The organism is Castellaniella sp. WN (assembly GCF_054457555.1).
Genome location: NZ_JBTKZC010000001.1, coordinates 228,199 through 249,812 on the forward strand (window position 1 = coordinate 228,199; position 21,614 = coordinate 249,812).

Consider the following 21,614-nt stretch of genomic DNA (forward strand, 5'->3'; position numbering starts at 1 on the left):
TGCGCAGGCAGGCCCGACGTGTATGGACAGACATGTACGGACGATAGACGGTATCGTTGTCAACGCTAAATAGAAATGTCCAAGACCGGACATTCTCACGTTGCGCCAACAGATGGACGGTATCGTAGTCTTTTCCAAACCGTAGATGAGTCTGAACTTGCAGAGAACAGGCTGTTCAGGCGGCCTTGGCGGCGGATCGTCGATGGATGGTTGCAAACAGCGCCGAGCGTGCCTTTTGCAGCTGTTCGGCGGCTTCATTATCACTCATGGCCCGCGCCTGGATGAGCAGGCTCTGTAGGGTGATACCGGGCTTGAGCCCACGGGCAGGCGCCGGCAGACTGTGCAGCTTCTCCAGCGGGGTTCGCACGAGCGCTTGAGGGTAGGTGGTGCGGATCTTGCCTTTGGCATCGATCGTCTGTTCGGGGAACAGGCAAGGGCGGTGCATGTTCAGGTAGGGCACGAGGTGCTGCTCACAGAACGCGTTGATGGGCCGGGCGTGCTTTTGCGGGATGTGGGCGTAGCCGAAGGTGCGCCGGATGACCACGCCGTTCTTGGCCTCGACCAGGGCATTGTCGTTGGTGTGGCGGGGCCTGGACTTGGTGAACTCGGCGTTCAGCTTGTCGAGCAGGGCGGCCACGCGGTGGTTGATGTATTCGCCGCCGTTATCGGCATGAACCCCGCGGATGCGAAACGGGAAGCAGGCGAGCATCTGTTCGAGCACGGGCAGCAGGAACGCCTCGGAGATGCGTTCGCAACAGGCGACGACCTGCCACTGGGTGATGCAATCCACGGCGTCGATGTAGTACACGCCCTTGATGCCGTCGTAGTCGCCCTGGTGCACGCTGTCGATGCGAATGAAGCCTGCGCGGCCTGCGGGCTCGGGGGCCTTCCTGATCGCGATGGAGACGGCTCGGCTGGGTCGGGTCGGCTCCCAGTGGCCGCGCGTCTGCCGGTAGCGCGCCTGGTGGCGTAGGTTGTACAGGTGGGAGACGGAGATCGTGGCCAGGCGCTCATAGCGCGCGTCGCCGTAGACCAGCCAGGCGCGTTGGCACAGGTGGCGAGTGGCCGCCCCGCTCAGGTTCTCGTGCAGGGCATCGAGCCTGGCCAGCGCGGTGATGTCCCCCTCGGTGTAGCGGCGCGTAAAGCCGTGCGCGGGCGCGTGGCGCTGCCCAAGCGGGGTGTGATCGCGGAATCGGGCGATCAATCGGCTCAGGTGCTGGCGTGAGTAGCCACTGGTCGCGAGCAGGTAGCGGATGACCAGTCCCTTCTGGACGCGAGTGAGCGAGGGGTATCGAAAGCGCTGCAGCACCGACAGGACGTGCACCTGGCGCTGCGCTTGGGTGCCAGCGGCGACCTGTGGCTCCAGGCCAGCGGTGCCGGCCAGGAATTGTTCCAGGCTCTCCAGGCTGGTGAGCCGTTCGTCGTGTAAGGTCAAGATCATCTCCCGATGATCGACGACCCGCGGCCAAAGCTCCAGACTCATCTGATGTTGGAATCACCAGGCCCCCTTCAGACTCATCTGATATTGGACAGGGCTATCGTTTGCACGTGGTTGGGGAACCGTGCTATATTCTCGTTTCTTCGCCGCCAGGCACCCGGGTTAACCCCTAGATCATCTGGTTTTACCGGATGGTATTCAGGTACCGGAGGCGGGCCGAAGTTCCCGGGTTTGCAGGCGTTTGGCCCGATCCGGGGGCGGGAGCCGGCAGCGGGGAGCGGCAGGGGATTCGATCTGTTGCCGGGGCTTGAGGGGCTTGACATTGAGACGTTGATATGTTTTAATTTCGGGCTCGACAGCGAGGAAGTGAAGTCCTCGTCGGTCAGGTGGATGTTGTGGATTCGGGTACGATCTGGACGAAGTCCGGGTTGATTCGAAGAAAGCAGCGAAAGGCAGTCACTTGACACGACGTAAAAAGTTCTTCATAATCTCGTTTCTCTGCTTTACGCGGAATCGTTCTTTAAAAACTTAACAGCCGATAAGTGTGGGCGCTTGATGACAAGCGGCGCTGACCGGATCGACGGGTTCTCACGAACTGGTCGGTTTCCGGAGAAGCAAAGCATTGAACCAAGTGCTCATACTACAGAAATGAAGAAGTAGGGTTTTTTAACCAGACTTCGTCTTTCTTTGAGCATAGCGACGTATGAACCGACCTATATGGTTGAGGAAATACGATTACAGGAATTGAACTGAAGAGTTTGATCCTGGCTCAGATTGAACGCTAGCGGGATGCTTTACACATGCAAGTCGGACGGCAGCACGAAGAGCTTGCTCTTTGGTGGCGAGTGGCGAACGGGTGAGTAATGTATCGGAACGTGCCCAGTAGCGGGGGATAACTACGCGAAAGCGTGGCTAATACCGCATACGCCCTACGGGGGAAAGGGGGGGATCGCAAGACCTCTCACTATTGGAGCGGCCGATATCGGATTAGCTGGTTGGTGGGGTAAAGGCCTACCAAGGCGACGATCCGTAGCTGGTTTGAGAGGACGACCAGCCACACTGGGACTGAGACACGGCCCAGACTCCTACGGGAGGCAGCAGTGGGGAATTTTGGACAATGGGGGCAACCCTGATCCAGCCATCCCGCGTGTGCGATGAAGGCCTTCGGGTTGTAAAGCACTTTTGGCAGGGAAGAAACGGTCCGGGATAATACCCCGGGCTAATGACGGTACCTGCAGAATAAGCACCGGCTAACTACGTGCCAGCAGCCGCGGTAATACGTAGGGTGCAAGCGTTAATCGGAATTACTGGGCGTAAAGCGTGCGCAGGCGGTTCGGAAAGAAAGGTGTGAAATCCCAGGGCTTAACCTTGGAACTGCACTTTTAACTACCGGGCTAGAGTACGTCAGAGGGGGGTAGAATTCCACGTGTAGCAGTGAAATGCGTAGAGATGTGGAGGAATACCGATGGCGAAGGCAGCCCCCTGGGATGATACTGACGCTCATGCACGAAAGCGTGGGGAGCAAACAGGATTAGATACCCTGGTAGTCCACGCCCTAAACGATGTCAACTAGCTGTTGGGGTTTATTAACCTTAGTAGCGCAGCCAACGCGTGAAGTTGACCGCCTGGGGAGTACGGTCGCAAGATTAAAACTCAAAGGAATTGACGGGGACCCGCACAAGCGGTGGATGATGTGGATTAATTCGATGCAACGCGAAAAACCTTACCTACCCTTGACATGTCTGGAATCCCGAAGAGATTTGGGAGTGCTCGCAAGAGAACCGGAACACAGGTGCTGCATGGCTGTCGTCAGCTCGTGTCGTGAGATGTTGGGTTAAGTCCCGCAACGAGCGCAACCCTTGCCATTAGTTGCTACATTCAGTTGGGCACTCTAATGGGACTGCCGGTGACAAACCGGAGGAAGGTGGGGATGACGTCAAGTCCTCATGGCCCTTATGGGTAGGGCTTCACACGTCATACAATGGTCGGGACAGAGGGTTGCCAAGCCGCGAGGTGGAGCCAATCTCAGAAACCCGATCGTAGTCCGGATCGCAGTCTGCAACTCGACTGCGTGAAGTCGGAATCGCTAGTAATCGCGGATCAGCATGTCGCGGTGAATACGTTCCCGGGTCTTGTACACACCGCCCGTCACACCATGGGAGTGGGTTTCACCAGAAGTAGGTAGCCTAACCGCAAGGAGGGCGCTTACCACGGTGAGATTCATGACTGGGGTGAAGTCGTAACAAGGTAGCCGTATCGGAAGGTGCGGCTGGATCACCTCCTTTAAGAGCTCACAGCAAGGCTTGTTGTTGAAGCGCTCACGCTTATCGGCTGTTTGGTACATGGTCTGAAGTCCAGGCCTGCATGAAAAGCAGACTCAAGGGGTCAGTAGCTCAGTCGGTTAGAGCACCGTCTTGATAAGGCGGGGGTCGATGGTTCGAATCCATCTTGACCCACCACGGTTCGTTGTCGGGGCAGGCCCTGGCGATGGGTTCTGGGGGATTAGCTCAGCTGGGAGAGCACCTGCTTTGCAAGCAGGGGGTCGTCGGTTCGATCCCGTCATCCTCCACCAGTGATTTTGCTGGGATGGGGCTGGCGCGGAGCTGGGAATCGCGGGGGCGGAGGATCTTCAGTCAAGAGTGTCTTGGGAGACCAGGATGCTGCTGACTGAACCGGGTTTCGAAAGGAGCCCTTCGGTGTAGTACCATGTTCTTTAACAATTTGGAAGAAGCACAACAATGTAAATATCATGATCGACTTTAATGTCGTGATGGGTAATTTACGGGTTGTGATTGCAAAATCAATTGTTCAAAAGTTCTTAAGATTCAGTCAGGAGAGTCCCGCGAGGGAGGATGCCTGATGAGCCTTGATGGAATTGAACGGCACAAACACGCAAACTCAAGTGTTCCTGTAATCTGCAAAGTTATAGGATCAAGCGAATAAGTGCATATGGTGGATGCCTTGGCGATCACAGGCGAAGAAGGACGTTGTAGCCTGCGAAAAGCTGCGGGGAGCTGGCAAACAAGCTTTGATCCGCAGATGTCCGAATGGGGAAACCCACTCCAGCGATGGAGTATCGTTATCTGAATACATAGGGTAGCGAGGCGAACCGGGTGAACTGAAACATCTCAGTAGCTCGAGGAAAAGAAATCAACCGAGATTCCGGCAGTAGCGGCGAGCGAAACCGGAGCAGCCTTGACGAGTTAGCACAGTCGATAGTCGAACGGTCTGGAAAGGCCGGCCGCAGCATGGTGATAGCCCTGTAGACAAAATCGAATGTGTGGGACTAGGCGTCAGATAAGTAGGGCGGGACACGTGAAATCCTGTCTGAAGATGGGGGGACCATCCTCCAAGGCTAAATACTCGTGATCGACCGATAGTGAACCAGTACCGTGAGGGAAAGGCGAAAAGAACCCCGGAAGGGGAGTGAAATAGATCCTGAAACCGTATGCATACAAACAGTAGGAGCCTCCTTGTGGGGTGACTGCGTACCTTTTGTATAATGGGTCAGCGACTTACATTCAGTGGCAAGCTTAACCGGATAGGGAAGGCGTAGCGAAAGCGAGTCCGAACAGGGCGATTCAGTCGCTGGGTGTAGACCCGAAACCAGGCGATCTATCCATGGTCAGGTTGAAGGCACGGTAACACGTGCTGGAGGACCGAACCCACTAACGTTGAAAAGTTAGGGGATGAACTGTGGATAGGGGTGAAAGGCTAAACAAGCCTGGAGATAGCTGGTTCTCTCCGAAAACTATTTAGGTAGTGCCTCACATGATTACTGCCGGGGGTAGAGCACTGTTATAGCTAGGGGGTCATGGCGACTTACCAACCTATGGCAAACTCCGAATACCGGCAAGTACAGTGTGGGAGACAGAGCACCGGGTGCTAACGTCCGGACTCAAGAGGGAAACAACCCAGACCGCCAGCTAAGGTCCCTAAAACGGGCTAAGTGGGAAACGAAGTGGGAAGGCATAGACAGTCAGGAGGTTGGCTTAGAAGCAGCCATCCTTTAAAGAAAGCGTAATAGCTCACTGATCGAGTCGTCCTGCGCGGAAGATGTAACGGGGCTAAGCCAGTTACCGAAGCTGCGGGTGTGCGCGTAAGCGCACGCGGTAGGAGAGCGTTCTGTAAGCCTGCGAAGGTGGCTTGTAAAGGCTGCTGGAGGTATCAGAAGTGCGAATGCTGACATGAGTAGCGATAAAGGGGGTGAAAAGCCCCCTCGCCGTAAGTCCAAGGTTTCCTGCGCAACGTTCATCGGCGCAGGGTGAGTCGGCCCCTAAGGCGAGGCAGAGATGCGTAGCTGATGGGAAGCTGGTTAATATTCCAGCACCGTCGTGAGATGCGATGGGGGGACGGATGGCAGAAGATCATCGGGGTGTTGGATGTCCCCGTTGCTGCATCGTAGAAGGCGCTCAGGTAAATCCGGGCGCGTAATTCAAGGGTGTGGCTGGACAGGAACTTAGGTTCCTGGACTGATTGGAAGTTGTCCCAGGAAAAGCCTCTAAGCTTCAGTCTCACGAGACCGTACCGCAAACCGACACAGGTGGACGGGATGAATATTCCAAGGCGCTTGAGAGAACTCAGGAGAAGGAACTCGGCAAATTGATACCGTAACTTCGGGAGAAGGTATGCCCTTGTAGGGTGATGCGCCTGCGCGCAGAGCTTGAAGGGGCCGCAGAGAATCGGTGGCTGCGACTGTTTATTAAAAACACAGCACTCTGCCAAGACGAAAGTCGACGTATAGGGTGTGACGCCTGCCCGGTGCCGGAAGGTTAAGTGATGGGGTGCAAGCTCTTGATCGAAGCCCCGGTAAACGGCGGCCGTAACTATAACGGTCCTAAGGTAGCGAAATTCCTTGTCGGGTAAGTTCCGACCTGCACGAATGGCGTAACGATGGCCACACTGTCTCCTCCTGAGACTCAGCGAAGTTGAAATGTTTGTGATGATGCAATCTACCCGCGGCTAGACGGAAAGACCCCATGAACCTTTACTGTAGCTTTGCATTGGATTGTGAACCGGCCTGTGTAGGATAGGTGGGAGGCGTTGAAACCGAGTCGCTAGATTCGGTGGAGCCAACCTTGAAATACCACCCTGGTCTGTTTGCGGTTCTAACCTTGGCCCGTTATCCGGGTTGGGGACAGTGCATGGTGGGCAGTTTGACTGGGGCGGTCTCCTCCTAAAGTGTAACGGAGGAGTACGAAGGTACGCTAGGTACGGTCGGAAATCGTGCTGATAGTGCAATGGCATAAGCGTGCTTGACTGTGAGACTGACAAGTCGAACAGGTGCGAAAGCAGGTCATAGTGATCCGGTGGTTCTGTATGGAAGGGCCATCGCTCAACGGATAAAAGGTACTCTGGGGATAACAGGCTGATACCGCCCAAGAGTTCATATCGACGGCGGTGTTTGGCACCTCGATGTCGGCTCATCTCATCCTGGGGCTGTAGCCGGTCCCAAGGGTATGGCTGTTCGCCATTTAAAGAGGTACGTGAGCTGGGTTTAAAACGTCGTGAGACAGTTTGGTCCCTATCTGCCGTGGGCGTTGGATACTTGACGGAGCCTGCTCCTAGTACGAGAGGACCGGAGTGGACGTACCACTGGTGTATCGGTTGTCATGCCAATGGCATTGCCGAGTAGCTATGTACGGAAGAGATAACCGCTGAAGGCATCTAAGCGGGAAACTCGTCTGAAGATTAGGTATCCCGGGGGCTTGACCCCCCTGAAGGGTCGTCCGAGACCAGGACGTTGATAGGCTGGGTGTGGAAGCGCGGTAACGCGTGCAGCTAACCAGTACTAATTGCCCGTGCGGCTTGATCCTATAACCTTGCGGAGTACCGCAACGGACACTGTAGTGATCGTGTATGTGGCCGACACAATTGAACGAAACAACGCAACCCAGGGCGCGCGCGCCACGGATCTGCTACAATGCAGCCCGTCGCGGCACGCACCCGGTGCTTCTTCCAGATTGGCGATCCAGTCCCAGGCCACCAGGCCGAAGACTCGAACGCAACCCGTTATGCTTGACGACCATAGCAAGGTGGCCCCACTCCTTCCCATCCCGAACAGGACAGTGAAACGCCTTCGCGCCGATGATAGTGGGTGGACACCTGTGAAAGTAGGTCATCGTCAGGCTTTTATACCGCAAAGCCCCCGCAGAATCCTCTGCGGGGGCTTTGTCTTTGTGGTGTCCCGAAAAAACCGCTCCGGCCACCACGCAAGCGGGCAGCCGGGGCTCCCGAGTTCGACAGTTAGAACCGCAACTCATTGATTTATAAAGAAGCGCCTTAAAAACGCTCCATTACAGATTAACGAAGGCCTCAGTTGCTGTGAGCTTTCCAACCTGCAGGCTCTTCAGGATGGCCGCCTGTTCGGCATCGATCGTCGAGATGCCCGTGATGGATTTGCCGCCCGGCAGCACGACCCGGTGGGTCTGGATGCGACGCAGAATCGACAAGGCGCGCTCGGGCGAGACCACGTCGGCCACGGGCTGTTCGCGCAGCCGCATGCGTATGACCCGTTGCAACACCAAGGCAATAAAGCAGATCATGGCGTGTGCCCGGATGCGATCGGGGCGTCGGTGGTAGACGGGTCCGATCTCAATTTCGGACTTGAGCACCTTGAAGCCCCGCTCGATGTCGGCCAGGGATTTGTAGCGGCTAATCACATCGGCTGGCGCCAGATCGCAGACGTTGGTGATCAGTAGCAGCTTGCCATCCATGGCGCGTGCCAGGGCCAGCGCCTTTTCATTGACCTGGTAGGTGAAGAGCTCACTTTTAAGGTCTACCCGGATGATGCGTGCGAGATGCGCTTCGCAGACCGCGTGATAGAACCGGGCGCGCGCGCCACCATCGGAGAGCTTGCGGCCTTTGCCGCGTACCCCAGCATCCTGGGCGTCCAGTTTGCCGACCCACTGGGCGGCCTGGGCTTCGAGCGCTGCAATTTTCTGATCGCGCTGGGCCGTTTGTTCGGCAGCCCGGTACCGATCATGGGCAACAACCAACCGCAGCCCTTGCCACGCCTGTTCGCCCACGATCTCGGGGCTGTCGCTCTCGATAGCCGCTTGGTTGATCGGTTCGAGCAGCTCGGCAAACTCGTTGTACCGTCGGCCGGGGACCGCCAGAATGAATTCCAACGGCTGGCCATTGGGCAGGCGCATGGCTTGCAAGTCTGCGAGGTTGTCAATCGACAGCAGCCCTCGATCGGCGACGGCGATTACCCGGCGCACCGGGAAGCGATCCATGACCTTTTGCAGCGAGGCCTTCAGCGTCCCCACTTCGGCCGTATTGCCTTCAAAGATCTCGTGATAGAGCGGGATGCCTTCAGCGGTTTGCACCAGCCCCAGCATGAACTGACGGGCAATGATGCCTTCCTTGGACTTGCCAAACTGGCGAATGTCATCCGTTTGCTCAGAGAGCCCTTCGGCACGAATCGTGGTCATGTCGTAGAAGACCACCGACAATTCTTCACTTACCAAGGGTTTGACGGCTGCGACCAGCGCCTGATCGATGACGGCCTGGTGCTCCACCATCGCGTCCATGGTGCGCAGCAATTGCTGGTGCTCAACCGATGCCAGATCGGTATCGGGAAAGCTGACGGTCTGTAGCCAGCGCAGGGTCCCAAGCTTTGAATCGGCATCGCTCAGGCGATTAAAGACCATGACGCGCAGTAGCGCCTCCAGGTCGATTTTGTGGCGGGTGCGCTGGCGCAGCACCTGACGCAGGCGATCCAGGCCCAGCTGCTTCCAGATCTGAGTCAGTGCCCAAAGGTCCCCGATGGCTCGTGAAGAATCGAAGCGGGCGGTGCCATCATCAAGCGCTGGTGAAGGCTCTATGCCCAGGATGCGCGCCAGGCCTTCGTGCAGGGACTTGATGGAATCACCCATCTGGTCCAAACGGCCAAGTGTCGCCACAGTGCGCTGCTTGGGGCACCCAGCGTCGTCGCGGTAGGCCTCCACGAGCTGCACATAGCGGCGGGGGCCTGACTTGGTGACTTTGATAAACATGCCATTACTATAATCACATATACACAGTATAGTCAATGCGCAATTATGATAACGTGCCATTACAAAATTATCGTTGTAATTCTGTGAAAGCCGCGTCGTTACTGCGTTTCGATCAAAAAGCAGGGGTCAAACTGTCGAACTCAGGGGGGCTCAGAGTCCGCGCACTTTCGCGACGTAGTCCGCGTCCTTGTCGCCGCGGCCCGAAAGGTTCACGAGGATGTGCTTGTCCCGCTGCAGTGTGGGCGCCACGCGTATCGCCCAGGCGACCGCATGGGCGCTTTCGAGGGCGGGGATGATGCCTTCCACACGTGACAGGGTCATGAAGGCATCCAGGCATTCCTGGTCGGTCACGGTGTCGTAGCGTACCCGCCCGATGTCCTTCAGATAGCTGTGCTGCGGTCCCACGCCCGGGTAATCCAGGCCGGAGGCGATGCTGTGCACGACGTCGGGCTCGCCTTGGGCATTTTCCAGCACGTAGCACTTCATGCCGTGGATCTGGCCGGGTTTGCCCATGCTCAGTGTGGCGGCATGGCGTCCGGGCCGGTCGGTGCCTTCGCCGGCGGGCTCGACGCCCACCAGCCGGACCTCGGTGTCGCCCAGGAAGGCGGTGAACAGGCCCATGGCGTTCGAACCGCCGCCGACGCAGGCGCAGGCGTAGTCGGGCAGGCGTCCGTGGCGTTCCAGGAACTGCTGGCGCGCTTCGCGCCCGATGATGCTCTGGAAATCCCGCACCATCATCGGAAAGGGATGCGGGCCGACCACCGATCCGATGGCATAGAAGTAATCCTGCGGGTCATTGAGGTATTCCTCGAAGGCGCTGTCCACCGCTTCTTTCAGGGTGGCCGCGCCCCGCGTCACGGCGACCAGCTTGCAACCCAGGATGCGCATCTTGGTGACGTTGGGGTGCTCTTTCTCGATGTCGACCTGGCCCATGTGGATTTCGCAGGGGATGCCCACCAGGGCGCAGGCGGTGGCCAGCGCCACGCCGTGCTGGCCCGCGCCGGTCTCGGCGATGACCTTTTTCTTGCCCATGAATTTCGCCAGCAAGGCTTCGCCCAGGCAATGGTTGATCTTGTGCGCCCCGGTATGGTTCAGGTCTTCGCGTTTGAGATGGATCTGGGCGCCGCCGAGTTGTTCGGACAGCCGCCGGGCATGGAAGATCGGGCTGGGGCGGCCGACGTAGTCGGCCAGCAGGCCGGCCAGCTCCTGCTGGAAATCCTCGCGTCGGGTGATCTCGGCGTAGGCACGGCCGATGTCGTCCATGACTTGCTTGAGGGCGGGCGGGACGATCTGGCCGCCGTAGGGACCGAAGAACCCTTCGGCGTCGGGCATGGGGGCAAAGGATGGAGTCATGATCTGCGGTTCGGATTGAAGGATCTGGTTGGAGGAAATGGTTTCAGGCCAGTTTAATCGCATCGGGTCTGCCGCATCCGGCCGGGGCGTTTTTCGGCGAGGAATCCGGTAACGATGGCAATGTCTGCCAGAGCAGGTATCGTCGGATGTCGGGCGAGCTTGTTCAAGGCGCGTCGGCCGGACGCTTGCGCTGCATGCGCTATTTGAGCAGGCGTGCCAGTTCGACGGCGGTGCGCACGCCCATCTTCGCAAAGAGATGCGCTCGGTGGACCTCCACCGTGCGCATGGTGATGCCCATGATGTCGGCGATCACCTTGTTCATCTTGCCTTCCAGGATGAGATCCATGACTTCGCGTTCGCGTGGAGATAGCGAGGCAAGCCGCGCCTGCGTCTGCGCCTGGTCGCCCGCTGCCAGAGATGCCTGCAGCGCTTCCTGCACGCGGTCCATCAATGTGTTGTCGTTGAACGGCTTCTCGAAGAAGTCGAAAGCCCCTCGTTTCAGGCAGTCGACCGCCATCGGCACGTCGCCATGGCCGGTCAGGAAGATGACCGGCATGCGCCGGGTGAGCCCTCGCGATGCAAGGGTATCGAACAGCAGTGCGCCGCTCATGTCGGGCATGCGCATGTCGAGCAGCAGGCAGTCTCCTTCGGAGCTGAACACATAGCCCGCCCCCAGCATGTCCAGGAAGGGCTGAACGCCGTCGTAGCCCGAAGCCTCGATCCGGCGGGACTGCGCCAGCCAGATCAGCGAGTCCCGTATCGCCTCTTCATCGTCAACGATATGTAGCACCTTGTCGTTCCCCTCCCTGGGGTATGTGGCCTGCACATATGCGGCCCTTCTATTTTTTCATGTTTTGGTGGGCGTGGCCGCGTGCAGCGAGAAGTGGAAGACGGTGCCTCCGCCGGGGTTGTCCGCGTAAACCAGGGTGCCGCCGTGCGATTCCACGACGGTGCGGCAGATCTTGAGGCCCATGCCCATGCCGTCGGCCTTCGTGGAAAAGAACGGCGAGAACAGCCGTTCCCGGGCGTGCCGCGGAATACCGCACCCGTGATCGGCCACGCTGATGCTCACGCTGCTCGGCGCGAGCGGATCGGTGCCGGCACCGATGTGCAGGATCCGGCGTTCGGGCTCCATGTCCCGCATCGCCTCGATAGCGTTGCGGGTCAGGTTGAGCAGCACCTGTCCCAGCATCATCGGGTCGGCCAGCACCGCCGGCGTGCCCGGCGCGATCTCGGCCTTGATCGTGATGAAGTGCTGGCTGGCCTGCAGTTCGGCCAGCTGGACGACGTCGGCGATCAGCGCGGACAGGTTCACTGTTTCCCGATGCGGTTCGCGCCGTTTGGTGAACGTATGGACGCTGCGGATGACGTGTCCGGCGCGCCGGGCTTGGGCATTGGCTTTTTCCAACGCGTTCCGGATGCGAGTCATGCCGGCTTCGCCCTGATGCTCGGCGGGATCGGCCAGCAGGTTCAGCGCGCCGGTCGTATAGCTGGTGATCGCGGCCAGTGGCTGGTTCAGTTCATGGGCCAGAGTCGAGGCGAGTTCGCCCATGGTCACCATCCGGGCGCTGGCCTGGAGTTTTTCCTGCTGGCGCCGGTTCAGTTCCTCGAACCGCTTGCGGTCGGAAATATCCAGGATCGAACTCATCCAGCCGGTCTGACGGCCGCTCTCGTCGACCAGCGCGGATTCATAGATCAGCACGGGAAAACGTTCCTGGCCCTTGCGCAGGAACACGGTCTCGAAGCCTTGGGAATTGATCTTGCCTGCGATGCGCTGGGCGAAGCGTTCCCGGTATTCTTCCATGGTTTCCGGCGCCCAGTAGGGCATGGGAGGCGACCGCCCGATCAGGTTCTCGGCCGGCATGCCGATCATCCGGCAGAACGCTGGATTGACGTAGGTGATCCTGCCGTTCAGATCGTACACCCGCAGGCCGGTCACGAGGGAGTCCTCCATGGCCGTGCGAAAGGCGATCTGTTCGCGCAAGGCGCGCTCGACGGCCATCCGGCGGTTGATATCGCGCCACAGGGCGGCGAGGCTCCAGAACAGGCCCAGGGTCAGTGCGACGATGACGGCGACCAGCAGATTGGGCAGCAGCTTGGGAGCGCCCTTGACGCTGTCGGTGCGCAGCGTGATGTCCGCATAGGGCAGGTGCAGGTCGTGCGCGTAGGTATACACGCCGCGTCCCATGCCGCCCGCGGTGCGTTGCCCCAGCGTCCGCTCGTGGCGGTCGGTCAGGCGGATTTCGTTTTTCTGGGCAAACCACCAGGGCACCATCTGCTCCAGGATGCCGGCCAGGGAGTAGGTGGCGATCATACAGCCAATGTAGCGCCCGCCCTGGTGGATCGGAAAGAGATAGTCCATCAGGGCGGGATGCCGCGCGTCCTTCGGTGGGTCCGGCTGGCTGTATTCCGGCGCGAGGGTGCCGCGGATGCGTTCCAGTTTCAGGCGCAGCGGCCCGGGCAGTTCTTCCAGGGAAAAATGGTCTTTCCGATCGGATGCCGTCCCCCGGCCTTCCGCGTCGATCCAGGTGATGCGCGTCAGTGCCGGGTGAGTGCGCAGCAGGAAGCGCATCCTGTTCTGCAGCTTCTCGCCCGCCAGGTGGCCGGCGGCGATTTCATTGGCCAGCGAGTGGATGTCGTCTTCATTGCGTCCGAGTTGGAAGCGGATGGTCTGCTCGACCCATAGCGTGTCGGCGATCAGTTGTTCCTGGCGCTCCGTGGACTCCATTTGCTGCGCCTGGTGCGGCAGCCAGATCACGGTGACCAGGAACAGCAGCGCGCACAGGATCGGCACCAGCCATTGCCAGGTGCGCCGATGGATGAGGGGAGTGTGGGCGGGGGAGAGACGCATACCGAACGATTTTTCCTCAGTGTATCCGAGCATTGCGCCGTGAAACCGGATCGCCACGGGTGTCCGGTTGTGGATTTCCACAGTTGATGCGGACGCCCAGCTTGCACAGAATGGCAGCGCATTTCCCGATCCTGCGAATATCGAGTTCCCCGAATATTGCTTCAGCGATGAAATTGTTCGCCGTTCTGCTCACCTGCGCGCTCGCATGCCCCTCACTGGCGCATGCGCAGCAGGAGCCCATCGTCATCCGGTTCAGCCATGTGGTGGCCTCGGACACGCCCAAAGGCAAAGCGGCGGTGCGGTTTCAGCAATTGGCCGAGCGAGCCACGAATGGCCGCGTGCGCGTGCATATTTATCCCAACAGTGAGCTTTACCGCGATCGCGAGGAACTGGAAGCCCTTCAACTGGGCGCCGTCGAAATGATCGCGCCGTCCTTGTCCAAGTTCGGACCGCTGGGCGTGCGCGAGTTCGAGGTTTTCGATCTCCCGTTCATGTTCCCCGACGCGGAGGCATTGCACCGGATCACGAACGGGCCGATCGGCATGGGGATGCTGCAGCGGCTGCGGCTCAAGGGCGTCGTCGGGCTGGCCTTCTGGGATAACGGGTTCAAGTCCTTTTCGGCCAGCCGTCCGCTGCGCATACCCTCGGACCTGTCCGGCCTGCGCATGCGCATCCAGCCGTCCCGGGTGCTGGACGCCCAGATGAGGGCCTTGGGCGCCCAGCCGATGACCATGCGGTTCGGCGAAGTGTATGCCGCGCTGGAGGCGGGCGTGGTGGACGGTACCGAGAATCCGCCCTCGAATTTCTATACGCAGAACATGCAGGACGTGCAGTCGTATTTCACCGTGTCCAATCATGGCTACCTGGGCTATGCCGTGATCGTCAACCGGAAGTTTTGGGAAGGCCTGCCATCCGATATTCGCGAAGCGCTGGAAGAAGCCATGCGGGAGGCGACGCGCTATGCCACCTCGATCGCTCAAGAGGAGAACGACCGGGCTCTGGAGGCGATCCGCGCGTCCGGCAAGACACAGGTTCGTGTCCTGACGGAAGCGGAGCGCGGTGCGTGGAAAAACGCCCTGGCCGCCGTGAGTGTCGAGATGGAGGATCTGATCGGCGCGCGGCTGGTCGCCGATATCCGGCACGCGATCGACGCCCCGTAATTCCGGACCGGCTGTTCGTTTTGCATTTGATTTCCATATTCACCACAAACAGGGAGACCTTGTCATGAAAATCCGTATCCCCGCCGTCAAGACGCTGGGCGTCTGCATCGCGCTGGCCTTTTCCTCCGCGGCACTGGCCGAGCAGCCCGTCATCGTGAAGTTCAGCCACGTCGTCGCTGAAAATACTCCCAAGGGCCAGGGCGCGCTGAAGTTCAAGGAACTGGCGGAAGCCGCCCTGCCGGGCAAGGTCGAGGTCCAGGTGTTCTCCAACTCCCAGCTCTTCGGCGACGGCAAGGAAATGGAAGCCCTGCTGCTGGGCGACGTGCAGATCATCGCCCCGTCCCTGGCGAAATTCGACCGCTACACGAAGAAGATCCAGATCTTCGACCTGCCCTTCATGTTCGACGACATGGACGCATTGGACCGCTTCCAGAGCGGCCCCAAGGGCCAGGAACTGCTGGATTCGATGAAGTCCAAGGGCATCAAGGGGCTGGCCTACTGGCACAACGGCCTCAAACAGCTGTCCACCAACAAGGACAAGCTCACCCGCCCGGAAGACGTCAAAGGGCTGAAGTTCCGCATCCAGGCTTCCGACGTGCTCGAGGCCCAGTTCCGCCAGCTGGGCGCCAACCCCCAGAAGCTGGCCTTCTCCGAGGTCTACCAGGCCCTGCAGACCGGCGTGGTCGACGGCGCCGAGAATCCCTGGTCCAACATCTACTCGCAGAAATTCCACGAAGTCCAGAAGACCATCGCGGTCACCAATCATGGCGCCCTGGACTACATGGTGATCACCAACTCCGGCTGGTGGGACGGTCTGCCCGAAGACGTCCGCGCCGGCCTGCAGAAGGCCATGGCAGGCGCCACGGAACACGCCAACAAGCTGGCCGCCGAGATCAACGACCGCGACCAGAAGCGCATCGCCGAGGCCGGCAAGGCGAAGATCCAGACCCTGTCCAAGCGGGACATCGCCGCCTGGCGTGAGGCCGTCCGGCCCGTCTGGGCGAAATTCTCCGGCCAGATCGGCGAAGACCTGATCGCAAAGGCCAGGGCCTCGAACGCGGACTGAGTCGCCGGATCGATCGTGCGGCCGCCGCGGGGCGGCCGTTTCGTGTCCTGAAAAGGAGAACCTGCCATGCTGAAAAACTGGCTGGAACACATCGAGGAAGGCCTGATCGCCTTTCTGCTGGCCGCAATGACCGTGGTGACCTTCGCCCAGGTCGTGGCCCGCTACGTCTTCAACTACAGCTTCGTCTGGGCGCTGGAGTTGACCATGTACTTCTTCGGCGCCCTGATCTTCCTGGGCATCTCCTACGGCGTGCGCGTGGGCGCGCATATCGGGGTGGACGCCTTCGTGCGCATCCTGCCGGCGCGCGCCGCCCACAAGCTGGCCATCGCCAGCACCCTGCTGTGCATCCTGTACGCCGTCATCGTTGTCTACGGCGCCTGGATCTACGTCGACAAGATCCACACCATCGGCATCATGGCCCAGGACCTGCCCATTCCGCAGTGGGTGCCGCGCATCGTGCTGCCCCTGGGCTACGCGCTGCTGATCTGGCGCCTGGGCGAGGTCCTGTGGAACCTGCTGCGCGGCGGCCACGCCTCGCTGCTGGGCGACGAGGTCGCCGACGCCATGAAACTGCTCGACGAGGACGAGTCCAAGGGAGACGCCGCATGACCACCACCGCCCTGTTCATCCTGCTGTTCGTCTTCATGTTCATGGGCATGCCCGTGGCCGTGGCCCTGGGCCTGTCCTCGCTGTTGACCATCATGGCCTTCGGCCACGACTCGCTGGCCTCGCTCTCGCTCAAGCTCTACGAGACCTCCGAGCACTTCACCCTGATGGCCATCCCCTTTTTCGTACTGGCCGGCGCCTTCATGACCACCGGCGGGGTGGCCCGGCGCATGATCCGCTTCGCCATCGCCACGGTCGGCCACCTGCACGGCGGCCTGGCCATCGCCTCGGTGATGGCCTGCGTGCTGTTTGCCGCGGTCTCGGGCTCCTCGCCGGCCACCGTGGTGGCCGTGGGCTCGATCGTGATCGCCGGCATGGTGCGCGCCGGCTACTCGCAGTCCTTCGCCGCGGGGGTGATCTGCAACGCCGGCACCCTGGGCATCCTGATCCCGCCGTCGATCGTCATGGTGGTCTACGGCGCGGTCACGGAGACCTCGGTGGGCGCGCTGTTCATGGCCGGCGTGGTCCCCGGACTGCTGCTGGGCCTGGTGTTGATGGTGGCCATCTACATCGTGGCGCGCGTGCGCGACATGCCGCGCCAGCCGCGCGCCAGCGCCGGCGAGGTCCTGGCGGCCGGACGCGACTCGATCTGGGGACTGCTGCTGATCGTCATCATCCTGGGCGGCATCTACGGCGGGGTCTTCACCCCGACCGAGGCGGCCGCCGTGGCCGCGGTCTACGCGTTTGCCATCGCGGTCTTCGTGTACCGCGACATCGGCATGCGCCAGGTGCCCGAGGTCCTGATCGACGCGGCCAAGGTGACCATCATGCTGATGTTCATCATCGCCAACGCGTTGCTGTTCGCCCACGTCCTGACCACCGAGCGCATCCCGCAGGCCATCGCCGAGCAGATCATCGCCTGGGACATGAGCGGATGGCAGTTCCTGATCGTGGTCAACATCCTGCTGCTGGTGGCCGGCGCCTTCATGGAGCCTACCGGCATCATCCTGATCCTGGCCCCGATCCTGTTTCCCATCGCCACCCAGATGGGCATCGATCCGGTGCACCTGGGCATCATCATGGTGGTCAACCTGGAGATCGGCATGGTGACCCCGCCCGTGGGCCTGAACCTGTTCGTGACCGCGGGCATCACCAAAATGAGCATCGGACAAGTCGTGCGCGCCGCCTTCCCCTGGCTGCTCCTGCTGCTCACCTACCTGGTCTTCATCACCTACGTGCCCGCCGTCAGCCTCTGGCTGCCCGGCCTGCTCGGCTGAGTCCCAGGCCGCCTCGGCGGCAGCGCGAAAAGGGAGACGGCCGCCGATGGGCGGCCGTCTCCTTTGCATGCCGGACGCGCGAGGCGTCCGCGGATCAGAACAGCTTGCCGAACTGGTTGATCAGCAGGTAGATCGAGAAGCCGCCATAGAACAGCACGGCCCACAGGATCGCGACGTAGCGGGCGCCGCCCAGGCCGATGGCGCGCGGCAGCATGCAGCGGTTCAACTGGATCAGCAGCACGGAATACACGAACATCACCAGGCCGTTGAGCGCCGAGGCGATCACCAGCAGGAGCAGCGGCTGGCTGACGCCCGAGAGCAGGATGGTGGAACCGAAGGCCACCATCAGCCAGACCACCAGGAAATACAGGCGGCTTTCCGTCCAGGTCTGGCTGTCGCGCAGCCAGTTGGTCTTGGCGATGTCCGCCACGATCCGGCCGATCATGTCCAGCACGGTCAGGTTGGTCGATAGCAGCACCACCACGCCGGTGAACCAGAAGGCCGGTCCGGCCCAGGGCGCAATTCGTTCGTTCAGGGTTTCGCCCAGCAGCCGCACGAAATCGAAATTCTGCGCGGTGCTGCCGACGCCGACGTACAGATAGGCCAGCATCATGAACAGGAGGATGGCGAACAGGCCCAGCACGTAGAAGGTGATGAACTGCTCGCGGTCGGCCACTTTCCACCAGCCGCGCCAGCGCCGCATGTTGGCCTCGTCCTGGCGGAAGAAATAGCCGATCGCGGCCTGGGTGGTTTCCTGGCCGGTGATGGGCGAGACGATTTTCGGCAGGTGCGCGCCCATGCCCAGGCCCTTGTCGCGCACCCAGTTGGACTGGGCCAGGTTCATGACTCCGCCGGCGCCCGCGAAGGCGATGGCACCCAGCAGCAGGGCGATGGGCAGCTTGCCGATGGACTCGGGGATCTTCGGGATCTCGGTCGTGAACCCCTCGATCAGCGCGACCCAGGTCTGGCCGTTGAGCAGGCCCGCGACGATGTAGACCATGAACAGCACGATCAGGGCGACGAGGAAGAACTGGATCTTTTCGACCGTCTGGTAGACCACCGGCGAGATGGTCAGGATGATACCGATCAGCACCAGCGAGGCGATGGTGATCGGGATCACGGCGTCCGCCGACAGGCCGAAGGCGTAGGTCAGCGCCGTGGAACTGCCGGTGGCCCAGCCGGGCCACATCCAGGGGACGACGGCCATGATGATGAACAGCCAGCTCCAGGGCTTCCACAGCCGCGTGAACCCGGTGACCGCCGTTTCCCCGGTGGCCAGCGTGTAGCGTGTGATCTCCATGTTCAGGAAATACTGCGTCAGGATGCCGATGGTGGCCAGCCAGACCAGGGCCAGGCCCGTCTGGGTGGAAATGTAGGGCCACAGCACGAACTCGCCCGAGCCGATCGAGCCGGCCAGCAGCAGCACGCTGGGGCCGATGACCTTCTTCATGGGCAGGGGTTCGGGCAGGTCGCGGTACGTCGCCGGGGGGAGATTCCGGCTGCGGATTTCTTCGGCGACTTGAGGGGAGGATGAGGCTGGACCGACGGCTGGATCGACCATATGCAGGACCTCTCTGGGGGTGAGGGTGTGTGCCCTGATGGTCATGCGATGCAGCCATGGCCATCACCGCGCGCCCGCCGCGTTCAGCAGGGCGTCAGTTCATGCTAGGGGTCCGAAGGCCGATGGTCAAGATCGTTGAGGCTTAAACAAGGGTTAACCAGTACTCTGGGCGCGCGGGCGCCTCAGCCCGGGCGGCGCGCCAGCAGGCGGACGGTCTCGTGCGCCGGCAGGCCCATGACGCCGCTGTGGCTGCCCGACAGATGGGCGACGAAGGCGGCCGCCCGGCCCTGGATGGCGTAGCCGCCCGCCTTGCCGTAGGGCTCGCCGCTGGCGACGTAGGCCGCGATGTCGGTGTCCGTCAGCGGCTGGAAGCGCACCGTGCTGATGCTGACCGCCTCGCGAAGACGTCCGCCGCCCGCCACGACCACGGCGGTATGGACCGCGTGTTCCCGGCCCGACAGGCGGCGCAGCATGCCGGAGGCGTCGGCCGCGTCACGCGGCTTGCCCAGCACCTCGCCGTCCAGAATGACTGTGGTGTCGGCGCACAGGATGGGCGCGTCGCGCCAGCCGGCGGGCCAGTCTCCGGGCAGGGGGTCGGGCCGGCCGCCCGAGGCCAGCCAGGCGACCGCGCGCTCGGCCTTGTCCCGCGCGGTGCGGCGGACGTAGTCGGCGGCCGGCTCGCCCGGCAGCAGGGGCTCGTCCTCGCCGTCCGGCGCGGGCACGCGCAGGATGCCGTGGGAAATGGCCAGTTGGTCGAGGATTTCGTGGCGGCGGGGACTGGCGGATGCAAGCAGAACGAAGGGCGGCATGGGGTGGCGGAATGAGTTGCGGAGCGGGTTCTGGTCGGGGATCTTCAGCCCACCCTCAGGATCTTCATGCCGTTGGTGCCGCCGCTGTCGCTGTAGAGATCGCCCTTGGTCAGGATGATCCAGTCGCCCGAGCGCAGCAGCCCCCGGTGGCGCAGGATGTCGATGGCAGTGTCGCTGACTTCCGCGGGCGGCAGCGACGCCGCATCGAAGGGCACGGTGTAGACGCCGCGGAACAGGGCGGCGCGTCGCTGGGTGGCGGGGTGCCGGGTGTAGCAGTAGATGGGCACGCCGGAGCGGATGCGCGACATGATGAGCGGGGTGTGGCCGCTTTCGGTCAGGCTGATGATGGCCTTGATCCCGGGGAAGTGGTTGGCTGCGTACATGCTGGCCAGGGCGATGGTCTCGTCGCAGCGCGAGAAGGTCTCGCCCAGGCGGTGGTGCGATCGTACGCTGGTGGGCTCCTGCTCGGCGCCCAGGCAGATTCGCGCCATGGCCTGGAGGGCTTCGACGGGATAGCGCCCGGAGGCCGATTCAGCCGACAGCATGACCGCGTCGGTATAGTCGAGCACGGCGTTGGCGACGTCCGAGACCTCGGCCCGGGTCGGGATCGGACTGGCGATCATGGACTCCATCATCTGGGTCGCGGTGATCACCAGCTTGTTCAGGGTGCGGGCGTGCTGGATGATGCGCTTCTGGATGCCGGCGAGACGGGCGTCGCCGATTTCCACGCCCAGGTCGCCCCGGGCCACCATCACGCCGTCGCTGGCGCGGATCAGGTCGTCCAGCGCGGCGTCGTCGGCCACGGCCTCGGCGCGCTCGATCTTGGCGATGATCCAGGCGGAGCTGCCAGCTTCGCGCACCAGCCGTCGCGCCTGTTCGATGTCGGCCCCCGCGCGGGGAAAGGACACCGCCACGTAGTCCAGTTCGAGTTCGGCGGCCAGCAGGATGTCCTGGCGGTCCTTGTCGGTCAGGCTGGGCGCCGAGATGCCGCCGCCGCGCCGGTTGATGCCCTTGTTGTCGGACAGCGGCCCGCCGACTTCGACGCGAGTGTGGACGGCTTCCGCATCCACGGATTCGACCCGCAGAATCACCCGGCCGTCGTCCAGCAGCAGTTCGTCGCCCGGCGCACAGTCCTGGACCAGCGGCGGGTATTCGATCCCCACGATCGCGGCGGTGCCCGCGTCCAGCGGGTGCCGGATGGACAGGGTGAAGGAAGCGCCCAGGTTCAGTTCGACGGGGCCGGCGGCGAAACGGCCGATGCGGATCTTCGGCCCCTGGAGATCGCCCATGAGGGCGATGTGGCGATCGTGCCGGGCGGAGATCTCCCGGACCAGGCGGACCCGTTCGCGGTGGTCGTCGGGCTTGCCGTGGGAGAAATTCAGCCGGGCTACGTCCAGGCCGGCCAGGATCAAGGCTTCGATCCGCTCGGGACTGGAGGACGCGGGCCCCAGCGTGGCGACGATCTTGGTGCGGCGGCGGGCGGTCATGGCGGA

12 protein-coding genes, 2 tRNA genes and 3 rRNA genes are annotated in these 21,614 nt (G+C 61.6%); 9 read left to right on the forward strand and 8 right to left on the reverse strand.

Going from position 1 to position 21,614, the window contains the following annotated elements; all coding sequences use genetic code 11:
* Positions 1-175: 175 nt before the first annotated feature.
* On the reverse strand, positions 176-1,441 hold the full coding sequence (locus tag ACTPOE_RS01005) for a transposase family protein (RefSeq protein WP_458870343.1): 1,266 nt from the start codon (positions 1,439-1,441) through the stop codon (positions 176-178).
* Positions 1,442-2,184: 743 nt separating this feature from the next.
* On the opposite strand from ACTPOE_RS01005, the gene ACTPOE_RS01010 reads away from it, so the two are divergent.
* The 5 genes from ACTPOE_RS01010 to rrf all read left to right on the forward strand — a co-directional run bounded on the left by ACTPOE_RS01010 (position 2,185) and on the right by rrf (position 7,568).
* Positions 2,185-3,723, forward strand: a 16S ribosomal RNA gene (locus tag ACTPOE_RS01010).
* Positions 3,724-3,820: 97 nt separating this feature from the next.
* Positions 3,821-3,897 (forward strand) — tRNA-Ile (locus ACTPOE_RS01015).
* A gap of 37 nt (positions 3,898-3,934) precedes the next feature.
* Positions 3,935-4,010 (forward strand) — tRNA-Ala (locus ACTPOE_RS01020).
* A 357-nt stretch (positions 4,011-4,367) separates the two neighbouring features.
* Positions 4,368-7,254, forward strand: a 23S ribosomal RNA gene (locus ACTPOE_RS01025).
* Positions 7,255-7,455: 201 nt separating this feature from the next.
* Positions 7,456-7,568 (forward strand): 5S ribosomal RNA (gene rrf, locus ACTPOE_RS01030).
* The 16S, 23S and 5S rRNA genes sit together here with 2 tRNA genes alongside, the layout of an rRNA operon.
* Before the next feature lie 166 nt (positions 7,569-7,734).
* On the opposite strand, the gene ACTPOE_RS01035 is transcribed toward rrf, so the two are convergent.
* From ACTPOE_RS01035 to ACTPOE_RS01050, 4 genes are all read right to left on the reverse strand, one after another.
* Positions 7,735-9,438, reverse strand: coding sequence for an IS1634 family transposase (locus ACTPOE_RS01035; protein WP_458870344.1), 1,704 nt, complete (start codon positions 9,436-9,438; stop codon positions 7,735-7,737).
* Between the two features lie 150 nt (positions 9,439-9,588).
* A complete protein-coding gene (gene trpB, locus ACTPOE_RS01040) occupies positions 9,589-10,791 on the reverse strand; it encodes a tryptophan synthase subunit beta (protein ID WP_458870345.1) in 1,203 nt (400 codons plus the stop codon).
* A 199-nt stretch (positions 10,792-10,990) separates the two neighbouring features.
* The gene (locus tag ACTPOE_RS01045; protein ID WP_458870346.1) at positions 10,991-11,581 is read right to left on the reverse strand and encodes a response regulator transcription factor; all 591 of its coding nucleotides are present in this window, start codon (positions 11,579-11,581) and stop codon (positions 10,991-10,993) included.
* Between the two features lie 57 nt (positions 11,582-11,638).
* Positions 11,639-13,642, reverse strand: coding sequence for a PAS domain-containing sensor histidine kinase (locus ACTPOE_RS01050; protein WP_458870347.1), 2,004 nt, complete (start codon positions 13,640-13,642; stop codon positions 11,639-11,641).
* Positions 13,643-13,809: 167 nt separating this feature from the next.
* Here ACTPOE_RS01050 and ACTPOE_RS01055 point away from each other — a divergent pair, with 167 nt between their 5' ends.
* The 4 genes from ACTPOE_RS01055 (at position 13,810) to ACTPOE_RS01070 (ending at position 17,751) form a co-directional block, all read left to right on the forward strand.
* Positions 13,810-14,802: a TRAP transporter substrate-binding protein gene (locus tag ACTPOE_RS01055; RefSeq protein ID WP_458870348.1), complete on the forward strand. Its 993-nt coding sequence runs from the start codon at positions 13,810-13,812 to the stop codon at positions 14,800-14,802.
* Positions 14,803-14,866: 64 nt separating this feature from the next.
* Entirely contained in the window at positions 14,867-15,868 is a 1,002-nt protein-coding gene (locus tag ACTPOE_RS01060) for a TRAP transporter substrate-binding protein (RefSeq protein WP_458870349.1), read from the forward strand.
* A gap of 66 nt (positions 15,869-15,934) precedes the next feature.
* Positions 15,935-16,477 carry a TRAP transporter small permease gene (locus ACTPOE_RS01065; protein ID WP_458870350.1) on the forward strand — a complete coding sequence of 181 codons (543 nt, stop codon included), beginning with the start codon at positions 15,935-15,937 and terminating at the stop codon, positions 16,475-16,477.
* Complete coding sequence (locus ACTPOE_RS01070) at positions 16,474-17,751, forward strand: TRAP transporter large permease (RefSeq protein ID WP_458870351.1); 1,278 nt, start codon at positions 16,474-16,476, stop codon at positions 17,749-17,751. The genes ACTPOE_RS01065 and ACTPOE_RS01070 overlap by 4 nt, the downstream gene beginning before the upstream one ends.
* A gap of 94 nt (positions 17,752-17,845) precedes the next feature.
* Here ACTPOE_RS01070 and ACTPOE_RS01075 read toward each other — a convergent pair whose 3' ends face one another.
* The 3 genes from ACTPOE_RS01075 to pyk all read right to left on the reverse strand — a co-directional run bounded on the left by ACTPOE_RS01075 (position 17,846) and on the right by pyk (position 21,608).
* Positions 17,846-19,201, reverse strand: a complete 1,356-nt coding sequence (locus ACTPOE_RS01075) for an Nramp family divalent metal transporter (RefSeq protein ID WP_458870352.1) — start codon at positions 19,199-19,201, stop codon at positions 17,846-17,848.
* Between the two features lie 293 nt (positions 19,202-19,494).
* Positions 19,495-20,121, reverse strand: coding sequence for a Maf family protein (locus ACTPOE_RS01080; protein WP_458870353.1), 627 nt, complete (start codon positions 20,119-20,121; stop codon positions 19,495-19,497).
* Positions 20,122-20,165: 44 nt separating this feature from the next.
* Positions 20,166-21,608, reverse strand: coding sequence for a pyruvate kinase (gene pyk, locus ACTPOE_RS01085; RefSeq protein WP_458870354.1), 1,443 nt, complete (start codon positions 21,606-21,608; stop codon positions 20,166-20,168).
* Between the last annotated feature and the right edge of the window lie 6 nt (positions 21,609-21,614).